The following is a 19726-nucleotide window of genomic DNA, read 5'->3' on the forward strand; positions in this document are numbered from 1 at the left end:
TGTGCAAACACACAGTCGGCGATGCGTTTTGAAACGTATCGTGGGCTTGGGGATCGTGGTTAATCTGGCAGCAACAAAAAATAAAGCATGAGGGGAGGAGTGTTGCATGCCATTCGTCAATATTCAGATTCTCAAAGGTCATTCCCAGCAGCGCAAGAACGAGATTGCGCGGCGCGTTACCGAGGCTGTCAGCGAAGTCGCCGAGCTGCCAAAGGAAGCGATATGGGTCGTATTCGAGGATGTGGCGGCGTCCGACTGGTATGTGGGCGGCAAGACGACCGAAAAGCCGGCGAACTGAACATGTCGAACGGTTCGCGCAATCCGGGCTTTGCCGATGTTGTGGGCGATGCCGCGCTGGAAACGCTTGCAAGCGGCCTTGGCTTTACCGAGGGGCCGGTGTGGCACCCCTATGAGAAGTGGTTGGTCTTCAGCGACATGCCGGAAAACCGCATGTATGTGCGCCAGCTTTCCGGTGTCATCGAGGATTTTCGGCGGCCGAGCAACAAGGCGAATGGCAATACGCTCGATCGCGAGGGCAGGTTGCTCACCTGCGAGCATGCGACCAGCAGCGTCACCCGGCTTGAGCCCGATGGCTCGACGACAGTGCTTGCGACGCACTATCAGGGCAAGGAATTGAACAGCCCGAACGATATTGTGGTCGCAACGGGCGGGGCGATCTATTTCACCGATCCGACCTTTGGCCGGATGGAATATTATGGCATCCCACGCGATCCCGAGCTTTCCTTTCGAGGTGTCTTCAGGGTTGATCCGGATGGAGCCGGTCTGACGCTTCTGGCTTCGGATTTCGATCAGCCGAACGGCCTTTGCTTTTCGCTCGATGAATCCAGACTGTTCGTCAATGACACGGAACGCCAGCACATTCGCGTTTTCAACGTTACGCCGCAGGGCGAGCTGATGGGCGGGGCGGTCTGGGCGGAAACCAAGGGCGAGGAGCCGGGTGCGCCCGATGGCATGAAGATCGACAGCCGCGGGAATCTCTATTGCTGTGGTCCAGGCGGCATTCATGTCTTCGACCCGTCGGGCAACGCGCTTGGCATCATCCGGACACCGGAACCCTGCGCGAATTTTGCCTTCGGTGACGACGACTTGATGAGTCTGTATATTACCGCATCGAGCTCGCTGCACCGACTGAGGGTGCGTGTGCCAGGGCTGAGACTGTTCTGAGGCCGGCAAGCCGGCTGCAAGGCGTTGCCGATCCAAGGATCGGTGACGGGGGTGCCTTTGGCATCGCGGATAGCGAGACATCGGAAGAGGAGCCGGTGGCCGAAGGGAGACAGAAAGAGGTCAATTACTCTAGGGAGGATCGAAATGCGTAAACTATTCGTTCTTGGCGTCCTTGCTGCGACGCTCGCTTCCGGTACGGCTCTTGCCGACACCAGCGGCAAGAAGATCGCCTTTTCCAATAACTATGCCGGCAATTCGTGGCGTCAGGCGATGCTGAAAAGCTACGACATCGTCACCAAGAAGGCGGTGGCCGACAAGGTCGTCGGCGCTGCCGATGTCTTTACCACGGCGGACCAGGAAGTGCCGACACAGGCAGCCCAGATCCAGAATCTCATTCTGCAGGGCTATGACGCCATCGTCATCAACGCTGCTTCGCCCGATGCGCTGAACGGCGCGATCAAGCAGGCTTGCGATGCCGGCATCGTCGTCGTCTCCTTCGACGGTATCGTCAACGAACCCTGCGCCTACCGCGTCGTCGTCGACTTCGAGGACATGGGCAAGCAGGAAATCGAACAGATGAAGATGATACATCCGGACGGTGGCAATCTGCTCGAGATCCGCGGCCTTGCCGGCACGTCGATCGACGATTCCATCCACAAGGGCCTACTGGAAGGCGTCAAGGCCAATCCGCAGTTCAAGATCGTCAACTCCGTGACGGGCAACTGGGATCAGACGACCGCACAGAAGGCGGTCGCAACCGTGCTGCCGTCATTGCCTGACGTTGTCGGCGTCGTCACCCAGGGCGGTGACGGTTATGGCGCTGCGCAGGCCTTTGCTGCCGGCGGCAAGCCGCGCCCGACTATCATCATGGGCAATCGCCAGGATGAGCTTGAATACTGGAAGGAGCAGAAGGCGAAGGACGGATACAAGACCTGGTCCGCTTCGATCGCCCCTGGTGTCTCGACACTTGCCTTCTGGGTCGCCCAGCAGGTTCTTGACGGCCGCAAGGACATTCCGCACGACCTGCTCGTTCCCTATCTTGCCTATACGCAGGACGATTTTGAGCAGCATCTGCCTGATATTCCGGTCGGCGGCGTCGCCAGTAAGGAATACTCGCAGGAGGATGCCATCGCAGCGATCAAGGCGAACATCAAGTGATGGCAGCTGCTTTGATCTTTGCCCTTCATGATGACTGCCTGGGATGTGCCGGTGCTGGCTGACGCTCCCAAAAGCTTCATCAGGCTGAACGACGCCGAAAAGCATTTCGGCGCCGTTCGTGCGTTGGATAGGGTTGATTTCACGGTTGGGCGTGGCGAATGCGTCGGGCTTGTCGGCCACAACGGGGCCGGCAAGTCGACCTTGATGCATATGCTTGTCGGAACTCTGCCGCTCGACCGGGGCCAGATGACGGTCGGGGATGCCATCGAGGATAGCTATTCCGTCAGCCGCGCCAAGAAGCTCGGCATCCGCTGCGTATTTCAGGAGCTTTCTCTATGCCCGAACCTTTCGGTCGCCGAGAACACGCGAATCAATCATCCGTCGCTGCGTGGCTTCGGTTGGCGCCGAAGGGCGTCAGCTCTCGTTGCTGCCAAACTGGATGAGATTTTCCCTGACCATACCATTGATGCGTCGGACATCGTGTCCGATCTATCCATCGGTCGGCGCCAGATGGTGGAGGTCGCCCGCGCCTTCACGGTGACAGACAGCCCGCTCAACCTCGTGATCCTGGATGAGCCGACCTCTTCGCTGGATGCGCATACGGCCGGCCAGCTGCTTTCCTTCGTCCGACGCTTCGTGGAAAGCGGCGGCAGCTGCATTCTGATTTCGCATGTTCTGGGCGAGGTGCTGCAAAATGCCGACCGTATCGTGGTGATGCGTGACGGCAAGGTCGTTGCCGCTGATTCAGCCGACAGCTTCGACCGCGATCGGCTGGTTGCGGCCATGGGCGGGGCGGAGCATCGCGAGAGGGCGGGCGTCGAGACCAGGCTCGACGACAGACCCGTCGGTGCGCTTCGTGTCAAAGCCCGGCCAGCGCGTCAAAGCGATGGGGTCGAACTTCTTGCCCATGTGGGCGAGATCATCGGACTTGCCGGCCTTGCCGGACATGGGCAGACCGATCTTCTTCTCTCGATCTACAAGGCTGCCAGCCGCCGCAAGGCCGGCGTCGAGGTCAACGCGCCGGTTGCGCTTGTTGCGGGCGACCGGCAGTCTGACGGCATTTTCCCGCAGTGGTCGATCGCCGAGAACATCGGCATCCGTTCGCTGTCGCGGCTGCGCAATGGTTTGTTGATCTCGCCAAAACGGGAGGCAGAGCTTGCGCAGCTCTGGCAAAAGAAGATCGGCATCCGCACGCCCGACCTGAACAACAATATCCTGTCGCTTTCCGGCGGCAATCAGCAGAAGGCGCTTTTTGCGCGCGCACTGGGTTCGGATGCGGACATTATTCTCATGGACGATCCGATGCGCGGCGTCGATATCGGCACCAAGCTCGAAGTCTACGATCTGATCCGTCAGGAAGCGCAGAAGGGCAGGACTTTCGTCTGGTACACGACCGAGACCGAGGAACTCGACAATTGCCATCACGTCTATGTTTTCAAGAACGGCCGCATCGTCGCCGATTTGCGCAGGGACGAACTGACCGAGGAGAGGATCATTCAATCCTCTTTCGTGGAGGCGGGCTGATATGACGGTTGTCTCTCCGTACAATACTTTCAAGACGGCCCGCGGGTCTGCCGGGCGCGCCCGGGCCCTGCGCGCGCTGTTACCGGCACTGTCGCTGGCGCTGGTGTTGATTGCCATCGCCTGGCTCAATCCGCGGGCGATCTCCTATTTCGGCTTCAGCCTGATGCTCAACCTCGCCATTCCGATCGCGTTGGCAACGATTGCGCAGATGTTCGTCATTGCCGGTAACGAACTTGATCTGTCGATCGGAACATTCGTCGGTTTCGTCGGCTGCGTCACGGCGACGTGGCTGCGCGACGCGCCGCTGCTTGGCGTGGTCGTCCTGCTTGGCTCGATCGGGGTCTATGCGCTTCTGGGCGCGCTCATCCACCTGCGCAATCTTCCCTCCATTGTCGTTACCCTTGGCATGAGTTTCGTCTGGCAGGGTCTGGCGATCCTGGTGCTGCCCAAGCCCGGCGGCAAGGCGCCGGAATGGCTCCAGGCAATCACCTCCTTCAAGCCACCTTTCGTACCCTTTCCGATTGTCGCAGCCGTGGTGATCGCGGCTGTCGTGCATTTCGGGCTGATGCAGACCTCTTACGGGGTCATCTTGCGCGGATCCGGCGGCAATCCCGCAGCGCTCAGCCGCGCTGGCTGGTCGTTACTGCGTACCAAGGTCACCTTGTTTGCGCTCGCCGGCGTCTTCGGCGTTCTTTCCGGCATGACCCTGATCGGCATCACCTCATCGGGCGACGCCAACATCGGCAATGGCTACACGTTGCTGGCGATCGCCGGCGTCATCCTCGGCGGCGGGGAATTCATGGGCGGGCGCGTCTCGCCGATCGGCGCCGTCCTTGGCGCCTTGACGCTGGCGCTTGCCGCCTCCTCGCTTCTTACTTTCATGCATATTCCGCCCGACTGGCAGGTGGCAGCCAACGGCGCGATCCTGATCATCGTACTTGCGGCGCGCGTCCTGATCAGCCGAAGGGAGGCCTGAAGACCATGCGGCAGATCAAGGCACTCGCAGCACTTCCCTGGATATGGTCCTTCATCGGCGCGCTGGTGGTCTGGCTCGCCACGATCATCTTTACCGGCGGCTATGGTGCCGGGGGAATGATCACGGCAGCGCTTTCCCTCGCGGTCTTCATGGTCATTGCCGGCGTCGGCCAGATGTTCGTCATTACGCTTGGTCCCGGAAATGTCGACCTTTCCCTGCCGGCCAATATCGGTCTTGCCAGCGCCGTCGCCATGAAGGTCATGGACGGACAGGACAGCATGATCGCAGTTGGACTTCTGGCGGCCCTTGCCAGCGGCGCTGTGATCGGCGCCGTCAACTACCTGTTGATCTGGGCGCTGCGTATCCCGCCGATCATCGCCACGCTGTCGGCAAGCTTTATCATCCAGTCGATCGATATCAGCTATGGACGCGGATTGCAGATCAAGCCGCCGCCCGGCTTTGCTGCTTTCACCAATGTGCAGGTCCTCGGCATTCCGTTGCTTGCGATTCTCATCGCATTGTTCACGGTCGGGGCAGCCGTTGCACTCCGCCGGATGATCTACGGCCGCTCAGTCCTTGCGATTGGGCAGAATATGCGCGCCGCGTGGCTCGCCGGCGTCCATGTCGGCTGGGTGCGCTTCCTCACCTACACACTGTCAGGCACGTTGGCCGGGTTGAACGGAGCCCTTCTTGCCGGCTATTTCCGCGGCGCCAATGTCGATATCGGCAACGAATATCTGCTCGCTTCCATCGCCGTCGTCGTTATCGGCGGGACCTCGGTTGCGGGAGGCAAGGCAAATGTGCCCGGCGTATGGGGGGCGGCGCTCTTTCTGGTGCTGCTTCTGACCATGCTCAACACCTTCGGTGTCAGCGCAGGCGTCCGTCTTCTTCTGACCGGTCTTATCATCGTCGGCGTTATCACCGCGGCTGGCGGCCAGAAATCGCCGACGTGAAGGCCTGAGGTTCAGGCGAGCATTGTCAGGCCGACAAAGCCGAGCGCGCCGAGCAGAAGAACCATGACGGCATTGATTCGTGTCATCGTCAGTCCGACCGCTGCGGTGAGGCAGATCAGCAATGCCTGCCATCCGCCGTCCATCGATCGCATCAGGACATAGGTCGAGGCCACGATCATGCCGGCCGCGACAGGGCGCAGGCCCGTTTCCAGCGCGACCTGCCAGCGGGCGCCGCGATAGCGCGACCAGACATGCGCAACGCCATAGATCAGGAAGGCCGTCGGACCGAAAATCGCAAGCGTTGCAACGACCGCGCCCCAAAAACCGGCGACTTGCCATCCGATCAATGTGACCAGCAGCGAGCCCGGCCCGGGTGTCATGCGGGAGATGGCGAAGGCGTCGACGAACTGGTTCGGCGTGAGCCAGTGATGGAGATCGACCACCTGCCGGTGGATCTCCGCAACGGCGCTCTGTCCGCCGCCTATGGTGACGATCGACAGCGGCAGGAAGACGACGGCGAGGTTCCAGAGCGGATTTTGCATGACCGTCAGGCTCCTTCGGAGAAGTAGGAATGGGCAAACCCAACTGCGCCACCGACAATGACGGTGTAGACGAGCGACCAGTGAAGAATGCCGATCGACACGAAGGTCGCAGCGGCAAGCCCCAGGGGAAAGAGTTTTCGCGGCAGATGCCGGCAGGCAATGAAGCCCATCGACAGGGACAGGCCGATTGCCGCAGCACCAGCTCCCTCAAGCAGCATTTCGGTCAGAGTGAACTTCGTCAGCGATGCAAAGACGGTGGCAAGCAGAATGATGAAGATCGCCGAAGGCGCGATCGTCCCGAAGAAGCCGGCAACCGCTCCCCATCGTCCGCACACGCGATAACCGATCCAGATGGCCAGGTTCTTGACGTTGACCCCGGGCAGCGCCTGCGACAGCGCGAGGCCGTTCAGAAATTCATCGCGGGATATCAGCTGCCGGCGGTCGACGAATTCCCGCATGAACCAGCCGCTGAGACCTCCGCCGAAACTGGTAAGCCCAATGCGGGCGAAGATGAAAAAGAGGCCCCAGGCGGTGGGCCGGTCTTGTTGATTCTCCATCAGCGGATCCGATTTTCGGGATGTGTTGGAAGGCTTCGATAGCAGCTTCTGAAGTCGCTGGCACGTCCAAGAATTTATGCATTCGAAGTGAAAATATGTAAATCGAAAATCGTTGACAATTTACAGACTACGATCTAATCCTTCTCGTCATGAAGACACCGGACCTCGACGTTTTGCGATTTCAGTCAATGACCAGCGTTCTCAAGCATGAGATCGAGCAGCTGGTTTTGTCGGGACATTTCGCAAGCGGGGAGCGGCTGAACGAAAATACCTTGGCGACCCGTTTTCAGGTGAGCCGGGGGCCGATACGCGAGGCGTGCCGCGCACTCGCGGAGACTGGATTGCTGGAGCTAATTCCCAATCGCGGCGTCTTCGTCAGAAGCGTCAGCGAAGAAGAGGCGGCCGATGCTTACGAGGTTCGCGCCGCATTGTTCGGGCTTGCTGCCAGGCTTGCGGCGCAGCGCATATCGACAGACGACTTGAATACCCTCGAGGAGATGCTGGACGAGATGGACAGCCTCGCCGAGAAGGAACTGCTTGAAGACTATTATCACGTAAACCTTAACTTCCACCAATTGATCCTGAAAGCCTCGATGAACAAGCGGCTGGTGACCGACTACGCCGCACTCATCAAGGAACTGCATCTGTTTCGAGCCCGTGGACTGCTGCACGGCGGCGGTCTTCACAAATCAAATCTGGAACATCGATATATTATCGCGGCATTCCGTGCCCGCGACGCTGAGATGGCGTTCAGGACTGCCTTCGAGCACGTCCAGAACGGAAAAGAACGCATGTTGCATGCCGAAGGCAAAGACCCCCGTCGATCGGGAACCGAAGGCTAGTCAACATCAATCATTGGTTCGAATGCGATGGGAGGAAAAATCGCATGAACAAGACATTTGGTATCAAGGCAATCTGTATTGCTGCCGCATTGGCCATATTGCCGGCAGGCGCTGTTTTGGCGCAGGAGAAATATCCGGCACCGCTGATCAAGATGGTCACGCACTCCAGCCCCGGCGGCGGTAGCGACGTTTTCCTTCGCGAGATGCTGCCGTATCTGCAGCACTATCTTTCGCCGAAGCTGATCGTCGAGAACGTAACGGGCGGCAGCGGCGCAAAGGCGATGTCGACGGTCGCATCGTCTCCGATGGACGGCAGCTGGCTCTATGCCACGACGCCGACCTATATCTACACCTCGCTGCTCAGCAAGCCGGATGCGAGCTACAAGGACATGGAGCCGCTGGTAAACGTCTTCTACGATCCTGAAGTCGTCTACACCTCGGTCGATTCGAAGTTCCAGACGCTTCCCGATGTCATCGCCGCCGCAAAGGCAGGCCGTGGCAAGTGGGGCGCCGCCAACCCGGCCTCTCTCGAGCGTCAGCTCCTGGAGCTGATGAAGCAGAAGACTGGCGTCAACGCCTCGATTGTCACCTTTGAAGGCGGCGGCGACATGCAGATCAGCGTCCTGAACGGCACGCTCGACATCGGCGTTGGCGAGATCGGAGAAATTCGCGCGCAGCTCGATGCCGGCAAGATCAGAATGCTGGCGGTCCTCGGCGATCACCGCCTGTCGCTGTTCCCCGATGTCAAGACTGCCAAGGAGCAGGGCATCGACGTTGCAGCCGTGAAGTTCCGCGGTCTGGCCGGCCCGAAGAACATGTCTCCGGCCGTGATTGCAGCATGGGAAGATGCCATCCCGAAGCTTCTCGAAGACCCGAAATACAAGAAAATCTATACGGAAAACGACCTCGAGCCGGGCTTCATGAAGCACGACGAGTACGTTTCCTTCATCAATAAATTCGGCGACGACACTCAGGCCTTCCTGAAGGCATCGGGCGTCATCAAGTAAGCCGGAGGGCCTTGCGGCCCTCCCACGCACTTCCAATTGATCAAAGGGCTCCCGTAGGATGAAACGTGACCTCGCGTGCGGCGTGCTTATGCTCGCACTTGCCATTGCCTATTACAGTGTTGCAGCGGCGATACCGCAAAGCACGCTTGCGGATGCGGTTGGTCCGCAGGGCCTTCCGCTCAACTACGCGATCGCCCTCGGGATACTGTCCATTCTTCTGATCATCAACACGATGCTTGGCCGCGGCGGCGGCATCCAGGCGGTTGTCGGCGCGGCAAAGAGCGCTGAAAAGAGCGATCTCTATGCTGCGCTGCGCGCCATCGGCATGCTGGCGATCGGTGTGGTCTATGTGGCGGTGCTGCCGTGGCTCGGCTACATCGTCTCGATCGCCCTGCTGCTGCTGGCTATCATCTGCTACATGGAAGGCCGCCTGAACCGCTGGGCTATCCCGATCGCGGCCTGCGGCGGCGTGGCCTTCTGGATCATTTTTGTCGAAATTCTTCAGGTTCCCCAGCCCGCCGGGCTGTGGCCCTCACTGATCTGAGGGGCGTAATATGTCTACTCTTTCCCATTTGTTTGACGTTCTCACCACACCGGGCATCATCATCGCCGCATTTGCCGGCGTTGCCTGGGGCGTTGTCGGCAGCTCCATGCCCGGCATCGCCGCCTCGATCACGATGGCGCTTCTTCTGCCTTTCACTTACGGCATGCAGCCGTCCATGGCGATCGTGCTGCTCGCTTCGGCCTATTTCGGCGCCGAGTACGGCGGCTCCATTCCCGCCATCCTGATCCGGACGCCGGGAACCAATGCGGCCGCAGCCACGGTTCTCGACGGCTTTGCGATGAAGCAGCAGGGGCGTGCGGGCGAAGCCCTCGGGATATCGCTTTATTCCGGTATTCTCGGCGGTATCTTCGGCCTGGCTGTTCTCGTCCTCCTGACCGAGCCGCTCTCGCGGCTGGCGCTCTCGTTTCATCCCGCGTCCTATTTCGCGCTCGGCATCCTCGGCATCAGTGTCATCGGCTCGCTTGCAGGAGAAAACTTGATCAAGGGCCTGATGGCCGCCGTGTTGGGATTGATGATCGCTGCTGTTGGAACCGACCCGGTGACAGGCCTCAACCGCTTCACCTTCGGCAGCCCGGAGCTCCTTTCCGGCATCCCGCCGATCCTCGTTCTCGTCGGCCTCTATGCGCTGAGCGAATTGATGACCAGTGCCAGCGAACCGGCCTGGGACAAGGCCGATGCGGGTGCTGCCAAGATCAAGTTTCCGAGCGCTGCCATCTGGAAGCGCATCTGGCCGGCGCAGCTGATCGGCATGATCGTCGGCACCATCGAAGGCGTCACGCCGGGTGCAGGCGGTACGGTAGCTGCCTTCCTCTCCTATAACGAGGCCCGTCGCTGGTCCCGTCACAAGGATGAGTTCGGCCATGGCGCGCCGGAAGGCATCGCCGCTCCGGAGACCGCCAATACCACGGTTTCAAAAACCGCGTTGATACCGCTGCTCGGGCTTGGAATTCCCGGAACGAATTCGACGGCCGTTCTGCTTGGCGGCTTCCTGATCCAGGATCTCATCCCCGGCCCGATGCTCTTCGTGCAGCATGCGGATATCGTGTTCGACCTCTATGTCGGTCTCGGCATCAGTGTCGTTGCGCTCTGGGTCGTCGGCTATGCCTTCATGCCGCCCTGCATCTGGTTGGTGAACAGGCCCAAATCCTATCTCATGGCCTTCATCTTCGCGCTGCTCGTCTCTGGTGTTTACGCCATCGAATACAGCCTGTTCCAGGTCGGCGTGGCGCTCTGCTTCGGTGCGCTGGGCTATGCCATGCGCTACTTCCGCCTACCTTTCCTGCCGATGGTGCTTGGTGTCGTCCTAGGCTTCCTGATCGAATCCAATTTCCGCCGCGCCCTTGTTCTGTCCGCCGGTGACTACTCGACCTTCCTGACCGACCCGATTTCAGCGGGTCTTCTCGGGGTCGCGGCAATCTTCGTCATAGGCTCTATCGTTGGTCACTTCCGCGCACGCGGAAAGGCAGCCCAGGGCGCATCAAATTCTCATATCGTGAAAGGCCACTCGTGAACCAGCATAGCCCCATCAAAGACACGGTCGCCGAGGCACTGGCCCATTGGATCGTGAATCTCAATGTTTCCCGCGTCTCTCCCAAGTCGCGCGAAATCGCCCGAATGCTTGTTGTCGACGTTGCCGGCCTGGCGGTCGCCGCACGCGGCGAGGAATATGTGACCTCCTGCGTCGGCGCTGCCGAACCGGGACTGGCGACAGCCATCGGCCACGAGGGCGGCTTCGACAGCTTCAGCGCTGCCCTTATTAACGGCACCGCAGCACATGGCGAGGATTACGACGATACCTTCGAAGGTGGCCCGGTGCACTCCGGCGCCGTTATCGTTCCTGCAGTTCTGGCAGCCTGCCAACGCGAAGGCCTGGGAGGCGAAGCTCTCCTCAAAGGAATCGTGGTCGGTGTCGAACTGCTGTGCCGTCTAAGCCTGGTGGCGCCAAAGGCGATCCACAAGGCCGGCTTTCATCCGACTGCAGTGATCGGGACGGTTGCCGCTGCTGCTGCCGTGTCCGCTGCACTGGGCCTCGACGAAAAGCGCACGGTTTCTGCGATCGGCATCGCCGGCAGCATGGCGGCAGGGATCATCGAATATCTGGCCGAAGGCACGTGGACCAAGCGCATGCATGCCGGCAACGCCGCGCAATCAGGCATCCGCGCAGCACTGCTCGCTCGCGGCGGCTTCCTCGGACCGCGATCGGTGTTCGAGGGCACGCATGGGTTCTTCCAGGCATTTGCTCCGTCGAGGGCGCCGGATTTCTCGCCGGTGCTGGATACTCTCGGCCAGGAGTGGGTAATGGAGACGATCGCCTTCAAGCCCTATGCCTGCGGAACCATGACCCAGCCGTTTATCGACTGCGCGATCCAGCTCGCAGAGCGCGGCATCGCAGCCTCGGACATTGAAACGATCGTTTGCCAGGTGGGCGAGGGCACTGTGCATCGCCTCTGGGAGCCGCTCGCTTCCAAGCACGCCCCCCAGACGACCTATGCAGCCAAGTTCTCGACTCCGATCTGCATGGCGCTGGGCTTCATCGATCGCAAGGCTGGCCTTGCGCAATTCACCGAGGAGCGGATTTTCGACCCGGCGGTACGGGAGCTTGCTTCGAAGATCAGCTACGTCATCGATCCGAACGACGAATATCCGACGAATTTCACCGGCCAGCTCAAGGCGCATCTCAAGGACGGAAGCGATATCGAGATCCGTCAGCCCCACATGAGGGGCGGAAAGCATGCGCCGCTGACCATTGCGGAAATCGAAGAGAAATTCACCGATAACGCGATTTACGGCGGCTGGAAGCGTGAAACGGCAGAAGCCTTTCTGGCGCTCTCCCATACGATTTTCGAGAGCAAGGATGTCGACGGTTTCAAGGAGTACGCGCTGTGACGGAGCGGAATCTTGAGGGCCGCGTAGCTGTCGTCACCGGTGCCGCCCGCAACATCGGCCGCGAGATCGCATTGCGGCTCGCATCCGAGGGCGCGGCAGTCGTCGTGAATACGCTGAGTTCGGTCGGCGAGGCCGAGGGCGTTGCAGAAGAAATACGCTCGGCTGGCGGCAAGGCAACGGTCGTTCAGGGTGACGTCTCGTCCGAAGAGGGGGTTGCCGCGATTGTATCGGGCGCACTCGATGCCTTCGGAAGGATCGATTGCCTCGTCAATAATGCGGCGGTGCGCCGCGAGACGCCCTTTGCTGAACTCAGCTTTCGGGAATGGCGGGAGGTGCTTTCCATTATTCTCGACGGCGCCTTCCTAATGTCAAAGGCAGCACAGCCGGCGCTTTCGAAATCCGACAATGCGGCGATCATCAACATTGGCGGCATGTCGGCGCACACGGGCGCCGCCAACCGCGCCCATGTGGTGACTGCCAAGACTGGCCTTGTCGGGCTGACGCGCGCGCTCGCTCATGATCTGGCATCCGACGGCATTACTGTAAACTGTGTGGTTCCGGGCATGATCGGCACCGTGCGCGGACGTTCGGCCGCCGCCGAGCCCAGCCATCACGCCGTGCACAATCCGCTGGTCGGGCGCCGCGGGAAACCCAGCGAAATCGCCGCACTTGTGGAATTCCTGGCAAGCCCCGACGCCCGCTACATCACCGGCCAGACGATCCACGCCAACGGCGGCGTCTTCATGTCGTAACAGCTGTCCGCAGCTGCACCATTCGACCTTATCGTTGCTGGCGCAAACGCCGGCCACTCGACCCTTGTTTGAAATTCTCTGCAGAGGAAAATCCATGACTGAAGTGACACGAATTCTTGCGCGCTATATTGTCGAAGCCAAGCCCGAAGATGTGCCGGCCGCTGTCAAGCGCGAGGCTTTGCGTTCATTCCTGAACTGGCTCGGATGCGCCGTCGGCGGCTCGATCCATCCGACGCTCGACCGGACCGTCGATGCGCTCGGCGCCTTCTTTGGCCAGGAGCAGGCGACGGTGCTTGGCCGTAGCGAGCGTGTCGATATCCTGAACGCAGCGCTGCTGAACGGCATTTCCGGACACGTCTTCGATTTCGACGACACGCATCTGAAGACGATCATCCACCCGGCCGGTCCGGTGGCGGCTGCGATCCTGGCGCTGGCCGAACACCAGCCGGTATCCGGCGTCGATTTCCTGCACGCCTTCATCCTCGGCGTCGAAACGGAATGCCGGATCGGCAACGCCGTTTATCCCGCACATTACGATATCGGCTGGCATATCACGGGAACGGCCGGCGTCTTCGGTGCTGCCGCTGCAGTCGGCAAGCTTCTGGGTCTGAACGAACAGCAGATGGTCTGGGCGCTCGGTATCGCCGGCACGCAATCTTCCGGTTTCCGCGAGATGTTCGGCACCATGTGCAAGAGCTTCCACCCCGGCCGCGCCGCGCAGAACGGTCTGACGGCGGCGCTTCTCGCAAAGCGCAATTTCACCAGCTCCGACCGCGTGATCGAAGCTCCGCGCGGCTTTGCCCATGTCATGTCGACGGCCCGGAATTTCGGCGAGATTACCGAAGGACTTGGCGATCATTTCGAAATCAGCCTCAACACTTACAAGCCCTTTGCCTGCGGCATCGTCATCCATCCGTCGATTGACGGCTGCGTCCAGCTGCGCAACGAGAACGGCTTGGTCGCCGAGGATATCGCCTCGATCGAGCTCGAAGTTCACCCGCTGGTTCTGGAACTGACAGGCAAGAAGACGCCGCGCACCGGCCTCGAAGGCAAGTTCAGCGTCTATCACTCCTGCGCAGTCGCCATCATCCATGGCGCTGCCGGCGAAACGGAATACGATGACGCCGTGGTCGCCAACCCTGAAGTCATTGCGCTGCGTGATCGCATCACTGCCTCGGCAAGCTCCAGCATTCGCGAAGACGAAGTAAAGATCCGTCTGACGAAGCGTGACGGCACCATCATCGAAAAGCACGTCGCACACGCGATCGGCAGCCTGGAGCGGCCGATGAGCGACGCCGACCTCGAAGCCAAGTTCACCCATCTGTCCGAGCCGGTCGTTGGCGCAGATGTTACGGCCAAGCTCATTCAGCTTTGCTGGGCATTGGAAGGTCTTTCGGATGTTGGCGAGATTGCCCGCACCGGCGCAAATCTCTCGAAGAAGAATTAGGCGAGGGCAGTCTGATGCTGAAGATTGGTGTTCTCAATGGTGACGATATCGGCCACGAGATCGTTCCGGAGACGGTGGCTGTCATGCGGGCAGCGGCCGAGAGAGTGGGGCTCGGCATAGAATGGGAAAACCTGCCCATCGGTCGCAAGGCCTATGACGAACTCGGCACGAGCATGCCCGGCGATACGCTGGATCGCCTGTCCAAGCTGGATGGCTGGGTGCTCGGACCGATCGGCCATCAGGCCTATCCGAAGGTTCCGGCGGCCATCAATCCGCATCCGATCCTGCGCAAGCATTTCGATCTCTATGCCAACATCCGGCCGGCGCGCTCCTACAGGAGCCTGCCTTGCGTTCACCAGGACGTCGATCTCGTCATCGTCCGGGAGAACAACGAGGGATTTCAGCCGGACCGCAACGTCGTTGCAGGATCGGGAGAGTTCCGTCCGAGCGAGGACATGACGATTTCCGTTCGCGTCATCACCCGGCAGGGCTCTTCGAAGGTGGCTCGCGCCGCCTTCGAACTTGCACAGGCCCGGCGGAAGAAGCTGACGGCTGTTCACAAGGACACTGTCTTCAAGCTCGGCTGCGGCATGTTCGCAGAAGAGTGCCGCAGGGTCGCCGCGGAATTCCCTGAAGTCGAATATCAGGAAACCATGGTCGACACGTTTGCGATGCGGCTGGCAATGAAGCCGCAGCAGTATGACGTCGTGGTCACGACAAACATGTTCGGCGACATTCTCTCCGACGAAGCGGCCGGTCTCGTCGGCGGTCTCGGCATGGCGCCCGGACTTTGCGCCGGGCCTAACCTGGCAATGGCGCAGGCGACTCATGGCTCGGCACCTGATATCGCCGGCAAGGGCATCGCCAATCCCTTCGCCATGATCATTTCCGGCGCGATGCTGCTCGACTGGCTCGGCCGGAAGAAGCAGGAGCCCAAAGCGGTGGCCGCTGCAGAACTGATCAAGCGGGCAACCGATCACGTGATCGAGACCCGGGATCAGGTCACCCCCGATCTCGGCGGCACGGCGTCGACGAGCCAGATGGGTGCGGCGATCAGATCGCAGATAGTTTCGGGTGGGGCCTGAAATATTGACCTTGCCGGGATCGCTCGTTCCCTCGGCGATCCCGGCAGGAAAAACAGAGCGGCGCGGGATTGATTGTCCCGCGCCGCTCTTCTTCTTTATGGGTGTCTTTTGGACACCCGCATGTTGCAACGGTCTCCCGCAAAGGGACAGGATGCCGCTGCTACTCCTGATAGGGTTTCGGTTCCTTGCCGGTGAAGAACGACCAGAAGGCATCATAGACCAGATCCGGTCGATGTTCGGCCGGGTAGTGGCCGGTCGGGATTGCCCACCCTCTAAGATCGGGGGCCCAGGGAGACCAGGCCTCGATCGGCTTCAGGTGGCGGCCAACATGGCTGTTGCTGCCCCAAAGGACCAGGACAGGGCACTGGATCTTCTTCTTGCCGAAATCCTCGGTATCAAGCGCGAGATCGAGGGTGACGGTTGCCCGATAATCCTCGCAGACGGCGTGGATCTGTTCCGGCGTCGTGCAGCGCGCATATTCCTTGAACGCCTCGGGCGTGAAGATCTGCAGGCCGACGCCCTTCTTGTTGAGCTTGTAGTTGATGTAATAGTCGAGATCGGCGCAGATGAGCTTCTCAGGGAAGGGCTCCTTCTGTGCCATGAAGAACCAGTGATAGCTCTCCAGCCCCCAGCCGAGCGTAACGTTCGTCAGCAGGTGGTAGGTCGGGATGATGTCGAGAGCGCAGAAGCGGGTCACTCTGTTTGGCTCATCGAGAGCCATTCGAAAGCCGACGCGGGCGCCGCGATCATGACCGGCGAGGGCAAATTTTTCGAAGCCCAGCTCGGTCATGACATCGAAGGCATCTTCGCCCATCGCGCGGAAGGAATAGGCGGCATGGTCAGGCCCGCCATCTGGCTTCGAGCTGTCGCCGTAACCCCTGATATCCATGGCAACGACGGTAAAGCTCTTTGCCAGCGACGGCGCGATGCAGTGCCAGCTGACATGCGTCAGAGGATTTCCGTGAATGAGCAGCAGCGGTGGACCGTTGCCGGCCATCGCGACATTGATCTCCGCGCCGCGGGTCTTGATGCGGCGATAGGAGAAGCCTTCCATGAGGCTTTTATGGTTGGTTTCGAGAGCCGGCATTTCCGACGGCATCGCGGTCTGAATCTGATCTACCATGCGTTCCTCCACGAGATGGCAGAGGTATCGTCGTCGTCCTCTTGAAAATTGTCAACAGTTTTCAGTTGACTTTTTATTCGTTCGCCTCAACATTCCAGAAGACGAGTTCGAAGCCGTCCTTCTGTAGGGATCATTTCATGGCGAGCACATCTTACGCCCCAACCACACTTCCTCGACTTGCGCTTCTCTTGGGTGACATGACCGGGATCGGTCCGGAGTTGGTCGCCCGCGTCGTGTCCGATCGCCGTCTGGCGGATGTTGCGCGCATTGCGGTATTCGGTGACCTGCGCGTGCTCGAAATGGGCGCGCGCGATGCGGGCGTGCAGCTGTCGGTCAAAAAGGTGGCAGATGCGGCCGAGATAGATTGGACCGCGCCGGAAACACCTGTCGTCGATATCGGCAATATCGATCCACAAACGCTGCCGCGTGGAGAAGTTTCCGCGGAGTCAGGGAAGCTGACCGGCGATACGCTTGCCGCCGCCATACGGCTATCGCTCGAAGGGAAATTCGAAGCGATTACATTTGCGCCGCTGAACAAGGCGGCCCTGCATGCCGGCGGCTGGAAGTTCCCAGATGAGCACAAGATGTTTGCCCATCTCCTGGAACACAAAGGCTATTTCTCGGAGATGAATGTGCTCGACGGGCAGTGGATGTCGCGCGTCACCTCGCATGTCTCGCTGCGCACGGCGCTCGACATGATCACCCACGACAGCATCATCGAGGCGATCGAACTTGTGAACCGCACGATGCAGCTCGCAGGCATCGAAAATCCCCGCATCGCAGTTGCAGCCCTCAACCCCCACGCCGGGGAAAACGGTCTTTTCGGCCGGGAGGAGATCGATCTGATCGGTCCAGCCGTTCGCGCTGCTGCCGAAACCGGCATCAACTGCAAGGGTCCGTTCCCATCGGACACCGTCTACATCAAGGCATTTGCCGGCGAGTATGACAGCGTTGTTGCGATGTATCACGACCAGGGACAGATCGCGACGAAGCTCCGCGGCTTTAATCGCGGCGTGACTGTTACCGCCGGTCTCGACACCGTTTTCACGACGCCCGCGCACGGAACCGCCTTCGATATCGTTGGCAAGGGTGTCGCCTCTACAGGCGCCCTCGAAAGCGCGGTGCGTCTGGCGGCGCAGCTTGCCGGACGCAAGCGAAACGCGGCGGCAAACTAGCATTTCCATTCAACTGAAATCATTGGACAAGCATCGATGTCACAATCCAACAGCTTTCGCATCGCAGTCATCCCCGGTGATGGGATCGGCAAGGAAGTCGTTCCCGAGGGCGTGCGCGTTCTGGAAAAGGTAGCGGCGCGCTTTGACATTGCGATGCAGTTCGACTGGTTCGATTTCGCCTCCCAAGAGTACTATCTCAGCCACGGCAAAATGCTGCCCGACGACTGGAAGGAAAAGATCGGCTCGCATGACGCGATCTTTTTCGGCGCGGTCGGCTGGCCGGACACTGTTCCCGACCATATTTCGCTATGGGGCTCTCTTCTGCAGTTCCGGCGCGAGTTCGACCAGTATGTGAACCTCCGGCCAGTCCGGCTGATGCCGGGCGTGCCGAGCCCGCTTGCGGGTCGCGCGCCTGGCGACATCGATTTCTGGGTCGTGCGTGAAAACACCGAAGGCGAATATTCGTCCATCGGCGGCCGCATCTTCCCGGGAACGGAGCGGGAGGTCGTCGTTCAGGAAACCGTGATGACGCGTATCGGCGTCGATCGCGTGCTCAAGTTTGCGTTCGAGCTGGCGGCGACGCGAAACCGCAAGCATCTGACCTCGGCGACAAAGTCGAACGGCATCTCGATCAGCATGCCCTATTGGGACGAACGTGTCGTGGAGATGGCCAAATCCTATCCCGATGTCACCTGGGACAAATATCACATCGACATTCTGACGGCGCAGTTCGTGCTGCATCCGGATTGGTTCGACGTCGTCGTCGCGTCCAATCTGTTCGGCGATATCCTGTCCGATCTCGGCCCTGCCTGCACCGGGACAATCGGCATTGCGCCGAGCGCCAACATCAATCCGGAACGCAAGTTCCCGTCGCTCTTCGAGCCGGTGCATGGCTCGGCCCCTGATATCGCCGGCAAGGGCATCGCCAATCCGGTCGGCCAGATCTGGTCGGCTGCGATGATGCTCGACCATCTCGGTCATCCCGAGGCGGCGGCTGCCATCGTCGCGGCAATCGAGAAGGTTCTGGCAGACCCATCGCTGCGAACACGCGATCTCGGCGGTTCGGCGAATACGAAGGAATGTGGAGCGGCTATCGCAAGCGCGCTCTAATGACGACGGGGCACGCAATTTGAGCCGTTCCAATCCGGCAAAAGTTGCGTGTCCCTATGGGGAGGAGAGAGGTTGTAATGCCAACGACGCCGTTATTTCGGCGCTTGCGTATCCGGTATAGCCATACGCACCTTGCCGCTCAGCACGTGATTGAATGCTTCCTCCGTAGCGGCGGCCGGGTCCCGCGCCCGCAGGGCTGCAACAATCCGGCGGTGCTCGGCATTCGATACGGCAAGACCGCCATCGTGAAGCAGCGCTCGTTCGCGAAAGAGATGCAGCTCCCGGATCAGCTCGCCGTAAAGGCTGTGCAGGCGGCTGTTGCCGGCAAAACGCATCAGGGAGTCGTGGAATTCCAGGTTGAGCGGATAGTATTCGTCGAGCGACTGCGTGGCGGCCGCCTTGTCCATGCCTTCCAGCAACCCGTCGAGCACAGCCAGTTGCTCGGGCGTGATCTTGGTCGCCAGCAGGCGGACGGCGGAGGCAAAGATGCCCGCGCGGACGTCATAGAGAGCAGCCGCATTGCTTTCATCTATCGTCCGCATGAACACGCCGCGATTGGGAATAAGGTCGAGCAGGCCTTTTTCCGCAAGTGCGCGGCAGGCCTCGCGAACCGGACCCCGGCTCACGGAAAAGCGTGCGGCAAGCGCATACTCGTTCAGCCTTTCACCCGGCGCGAATTCACCCGAGAGGATCAGTTTTTCCAACTCGCGGCGGACCAGGCTGCTTAGCGAATGTTTCTTTAAAAATTCGAGCTCAGTGTTCATGAAAAGGCCAATCCATCATTTACTGGCAACTGTCAACAAACCCTCGCGGTTCCAGTCTGGGCCGGGTGAGCGCGA

Annotated in this window: 20 protein-coding genes; 16 read left to right on the forward strand and 4 right to left on the reverse strand. The window is 60.3% G+C overall.

Going from position 1 to position 19726, the window contains the following annotated elements:
* The first annotated feature begins 106 nt into the window (after positions 1-106).
* From DTW90_RS20875 to DTW90_RS20900, 6 genes are all read left to right on the forward strand, one after another.
* The gene (locus DTW90_RS20875; RefSeq protein WP_132523504.1) at positions 107-298 is read left to right on the forward strand and encodes a 4-oxalocrotonate tautomerase family protein; all 192 of its coding nucleotides are present in this window, start codon (positions 107-109) and stop codon (positions 296-298) included.
* 2 nt (positions 299-300) lie between these two features.
* The gene (locus DTW90_RS20880) at positions 301-1185 is read left to right on the forward strand and encodes an SMP-30/gluconolactonase/LRE family protein (RefSeq protein WP_246664992.1); all 885 of its coding nucleotides are present in this window, start codon (positions 301-303) and stop codon (positions 1183-1185) included.
* A 144-nt stretch (positions 1186-1329) separates the two neighbouring features.
* A complete protein-coding gene (locus DTW90_RS20885) occupies positions 1330-2343 on the forward strand; it encodes a substrate-binding domain-containing protein (RefSeq protein ID WP_149340645.1) in 1014 nt (337 codons plus the stop codon).
* A gap of 27 nt (positions 2344-2370) precedes the next feature.
* On the forward strand, positions 2371-3867 hold the full coding sequence (locus DTW90_RS20890; protein WP_246664993.1) for a sugar ABC transporter ATP-binding protein: 1497 nt from the start codon (positions 2371-2373) through the stop codon (positions 3865-3867).
* 1 nt (position 3868) lies between these two features.
* On the forward strand, positions 3869-4843 hold the full coding sequence (locus DTW90_RS20895) for an ABC transporter permease (protein WP_132523502.1): 975 nt from the start codon (positions 3869-3871) through the stop codon (positions 4841-4843).
* 5 nt (positions 4844-4848) lie between these two features.
* A complete protein-coding gene (locus DTW90_RS20900) occupies positions 4849-5796 on the forward strand; it encodes an ABC transporter permease (protein ID WP_149340647.1) in 948 nt (315 codons plus the stop codon).
* Between the two features lie 11 nt (positions 5797-5807).
* On the opposite strand, the gene DTW90_RS20905 is transcribed toward DTW90_RS20900, so the two are convergent.
* Complete coding sequence (locus tag DTW90_RS20905; protein ID WP_149340649.1) at positions 5808-6338, reverse strand: chromate transporter; 531 nt, start codon at positions 6336-6338, stop codon at positions 5808-5810.
* Between the two features lie 5 nt (positions 6339-6343).
* Positions 6344-6895, reverse strand: a complete 552-nt coding sequence (locus DTW90_RS20910; protein ID WP_132523499.1) for a chromate transporter — start codon at positions 6893-6895, stop codon at positions 6344-6346.
* 188 nt (positions 6896-7083) lie between these two features.
* Between DTW90_RS20910 and DTW90_RS20915 the strand changes: the two genes are divergently transcribed.
* The 8 genes from DTW90_RS20915 to DTW90_RS20950 all read left to right on the forward strand — a co-directional run bounded on the left by DTW90_RS20915 (position 7084) and on the right by DTW90_RS20950 (position 15479).
* Entirely contained in the window at positions 7084-7737 is a 654-nt protein-coding gene (locus tag DTW90_RS20915; protein WP_188080001.1) for an FCD domain-containing protein, read from the forward strand.
* A gap of 44 nt (positions 7738-7781) precedes the next feature.
* Complete coding sequence (locus tag DTW90_RS20920) at positions 7782-8744, forward strand: tripartite tricarboxylate transporter substrate binding protein (protein WP_149340653.1); 963 nt, start codon at positions 7782-7784, stop codon at positions 8742-8744.
* Between the two features lie 58 nt (positions 8745-8802).
* Positions 8803-9288, forward strand: a complete 486-nt coding sequence (locus DTW90_RS20925; protein ID WP_132523496.1) for a tripartite tricarboxylate transporter TctB family protein — start codon at positions 8803-8805, stop codon at positions 9286-9288.
* Between the two features lie 10 nt (positions 9289-9298).
* Entirely contained in the window at positions 9299-10819 is a 1521-nt protein-coding gene (locus DTW90_RS20930; protein ID WP_149340655.1) for a tripartite tricarboxylate transporter permease, read from the forward strand.
* Positions 10816-12195, forward strand: coding sequence for an MmgE/PrpD family protein (locus DTW90_RS20935; RefSeq protein ID WP_149340657.1), 1380 nt, complete (start codon positions 10816-10818; stop codon positions 12193-12195). Before DTW90_RS20930 ends, DTW90_RS20935 begins: the two co-directional genes overlap by 4 nt.
* Positions 12192-12947, forward strand: a complete 756-nt coding sequence (locus tag DTW90_RS20940; RefSeq protein WP_149340659.1) for an SDR family oxidoreductase — start codon at positions 12192-12194, stop codon at positions 12945-12947. Before DTW90_RS20935 ends, DTW90_RS20940 begins: the two co-directional genes overlap by 4 nt.
* A gap of 94 nt (positions 12948-13041) precedes the next feature.
* A complete protein-coding gene (locus tag DTW90_RS20945) occupies positions 13042-14394 on the forward strand; it encodes an MmgE/PrpD family protein (RefSeq protein ID WP_149340661.1) in 1353 nt (450 codons plus the stop codon).
* A gap of 14 nt (positions 14395-14408) precedes the next feature.
* Complete coding sequence (locus DTW90_RS20950; protein WP_210251423.1) at positions 14409-15479, forward strand: isocitrate/isopropylmalate dehydrogenase family protein; 1071 nt, start codon at positions 14409-14411, stop codon at positions 15477-15479.
* Positions 15480-15639: 160 nt separating this feature from the next.
* Here DTW90_RS20950 and DTW90_RS20955 read toward each other — a convergent pair whose 3' ends face one another.
* Positions 15640-16602 (reverse strand): alpha/beta hydrolase, encoded by a 963-nt coding sequence (locus DTW90_RS20955; protein ID WP_245512698.1) that lies wholly within the window; start codon positions 16600-16602, stop codon positions 15640-15642.
* 137 nt (positions 16603-16739) lie between these two features.
* Here DTW90_RS20955 and DTW90_RS20960 point away from each other — a divergent pair, with 137 nt between their 5' ends.
* Both DTW90_RS20960 and DTW90_RS20965 read left to right on the forward strand, forming a co-directional pair.
* Positions 16740-17777 (forward strand): 4-hydroxythreonine-4-phosphate dehydrogenase PdxA, encoded by a 1038-nt coding sequence (locus DTW90_RS20960; RefSeq protein WP_149340663.1) that lies wholly within the window; start codon positions 16740-16742, stop codon positions 17775-17777.
* A 36-nt stretch (positions 17778-17813) separates the two neighbouring features.
* Positions 17814-18887 (forward strand): tartrate dehydrogenase, encoded by a 1074-nt coding sequence (locus DTW90_RS20965; RefSeq protein WP_149340664.1) that lies wholly within the window; start codon positions 17814-17816, stop codon positions 18885-18887.
* Positions 18888-18979: 92 nt separating this feature from the next.
* Here DTW90_RS20965 and DTW90_RS20970 read toward each other — a convergent pair whose 3' ends face one another.
* Positions 18980-19651, reverse strand: coding sequence for an FCD domain-containing protein (locus tag DTW90_RS20970; RefSeq protein WP_149340666.1), 672 nt, complete (start codon positions 19649-19651; stop codon positions 18980-18982).
* Positions 19652-19726: the final 75 nt, after the last annotated feature.

The organism is Neorhizobium sp. P12A, assembly GCF_008365395.1.
Classification (GTDB): domain Bacteria; phylum Pseudomonadota; class Alphaproteobacteria; order Rhizobiales; family Rhizobiaceae; genus Rhizobium.

Coding starts and splice junctions, on each gene's coding strand:
- DTW90_RS20970 (WP_149340666.1), bottom strand. CDS start 19,651: ATGAACACTGAGCTCGAATTTTTAAAGAAACATTCGCTAAGCAGCCTG.
- DTW90_RS20875 (WP_132523504.1), top strand. CDS start 107: ATGCCATTCGTCAATATTCAGATTCTCAAAGGTCATTCCCAGCAGCGC.
- DTW90_RS20945 (WP_149340661.1), top strand. CDS start 13,042: ATGACTGAAGTGACACGAATTCTTGCGCGCTATATTGTCGAAGCCAAG.
- DTW90_RS20930 (WP_149340655.1), top strand. CDS start 9,299: ATGTCTACTCTTTCCCATTTGTTTGACGTTCTCACCACACCGGGCATC.
- DTW90_RS20955 (WP_245512698.1), bottom strand. CDS start 16,602: ATGGTAGATCAGATTCAGACCGCGATGCCGTCGGAAATGCCGGCTCTC.
- DTW90_RS20890 (WP_246664993.1), top strand. CDS start 2,371: ATGATGACTGCCTGGGATGTGCCGGTGCTGGCTGACGCTCCCAAAAGC.
- DTW90_RS20910 (WP_132523499.1), bottom strand. CDS start 6,895: ATGGAGAATCAACAAGACCGGCCCACCGCCTGGGGCCTCTTTTTCATC.
- DTW90_RS20920 (WP_149340653.1), top strand. CDS start 7,782: ATGAACAAGACATTTGGTATCAAGGCAATCTGTATTGCTGCCGCATTG.
- DTW90_RS20885 (WP_149340645.1), top strand. CDS start 1,330: ATGCGTAAACTATTCGTTCTTGGCGTCCTTGCTGCGACGCTCGCTTCC.
- DTW90_RS20925 (WP_132523496.1), top strand. CDS start 8,803: ATGAAACGTGACCTCGCGTGCGGCGTGCTTATGCTCGCACTTGCCATT.
- DTW90_RS20960 (WP_149340663.1), top strand. CDS start 16,740: ATGGCGAGCACATCTTACGCCCCAACCACACTTCCTCGACTTGCGCTT.
- DTW90_RS20965 (WP_149340664.1), top strand. CDS start 17,814: ATGTCACAATCCAACAGCTTTCGCATCGCAGTCATCCCCGGTGATGGG.
- DTW90_RS20915 (WP_188080001.1), top strand. CDS start 7,084: ATGACCAGCGTTCTCAAGCATGAGATCGAGCAGCTGGTTTTGTCGGGA.
- DTW90_RS20880 (WP_246664992.1), top strand. CDS start 301: ATGTCGAACGGTTCGCGCAATCCGGGCTTTGCCGATGTTGTGGGCGAT.
- DTW90_RS20905 (WP_149340649.1), bottom strand. CDS start 6,338: ATGCAAAATCCGCTCTGGAACCTCGCCGTCGTCTTCCTGCCGCTGTCG.
- DTW90_RS20895 (WP_132523502.1), top strand. CDS start 3,869: ATGACGGTTGTCTCTCCGTACAATACTTTCAAGACGGCCCGCGGGTCT.
- DTW90_RS20900 (WP_149340647.1), top strand. CDS start 4,849: ATGCGGCAGATCAAGGCACTCGCAGCACTTCCCTGGATATGGTCCTTC.
- DTW90_RS20950 (WP_210251423.1), top strand. CDS start 14,409: ATGCTGAAGATTGGTGTTCTCAATGGTGACGATATCGGCCACGAGATC.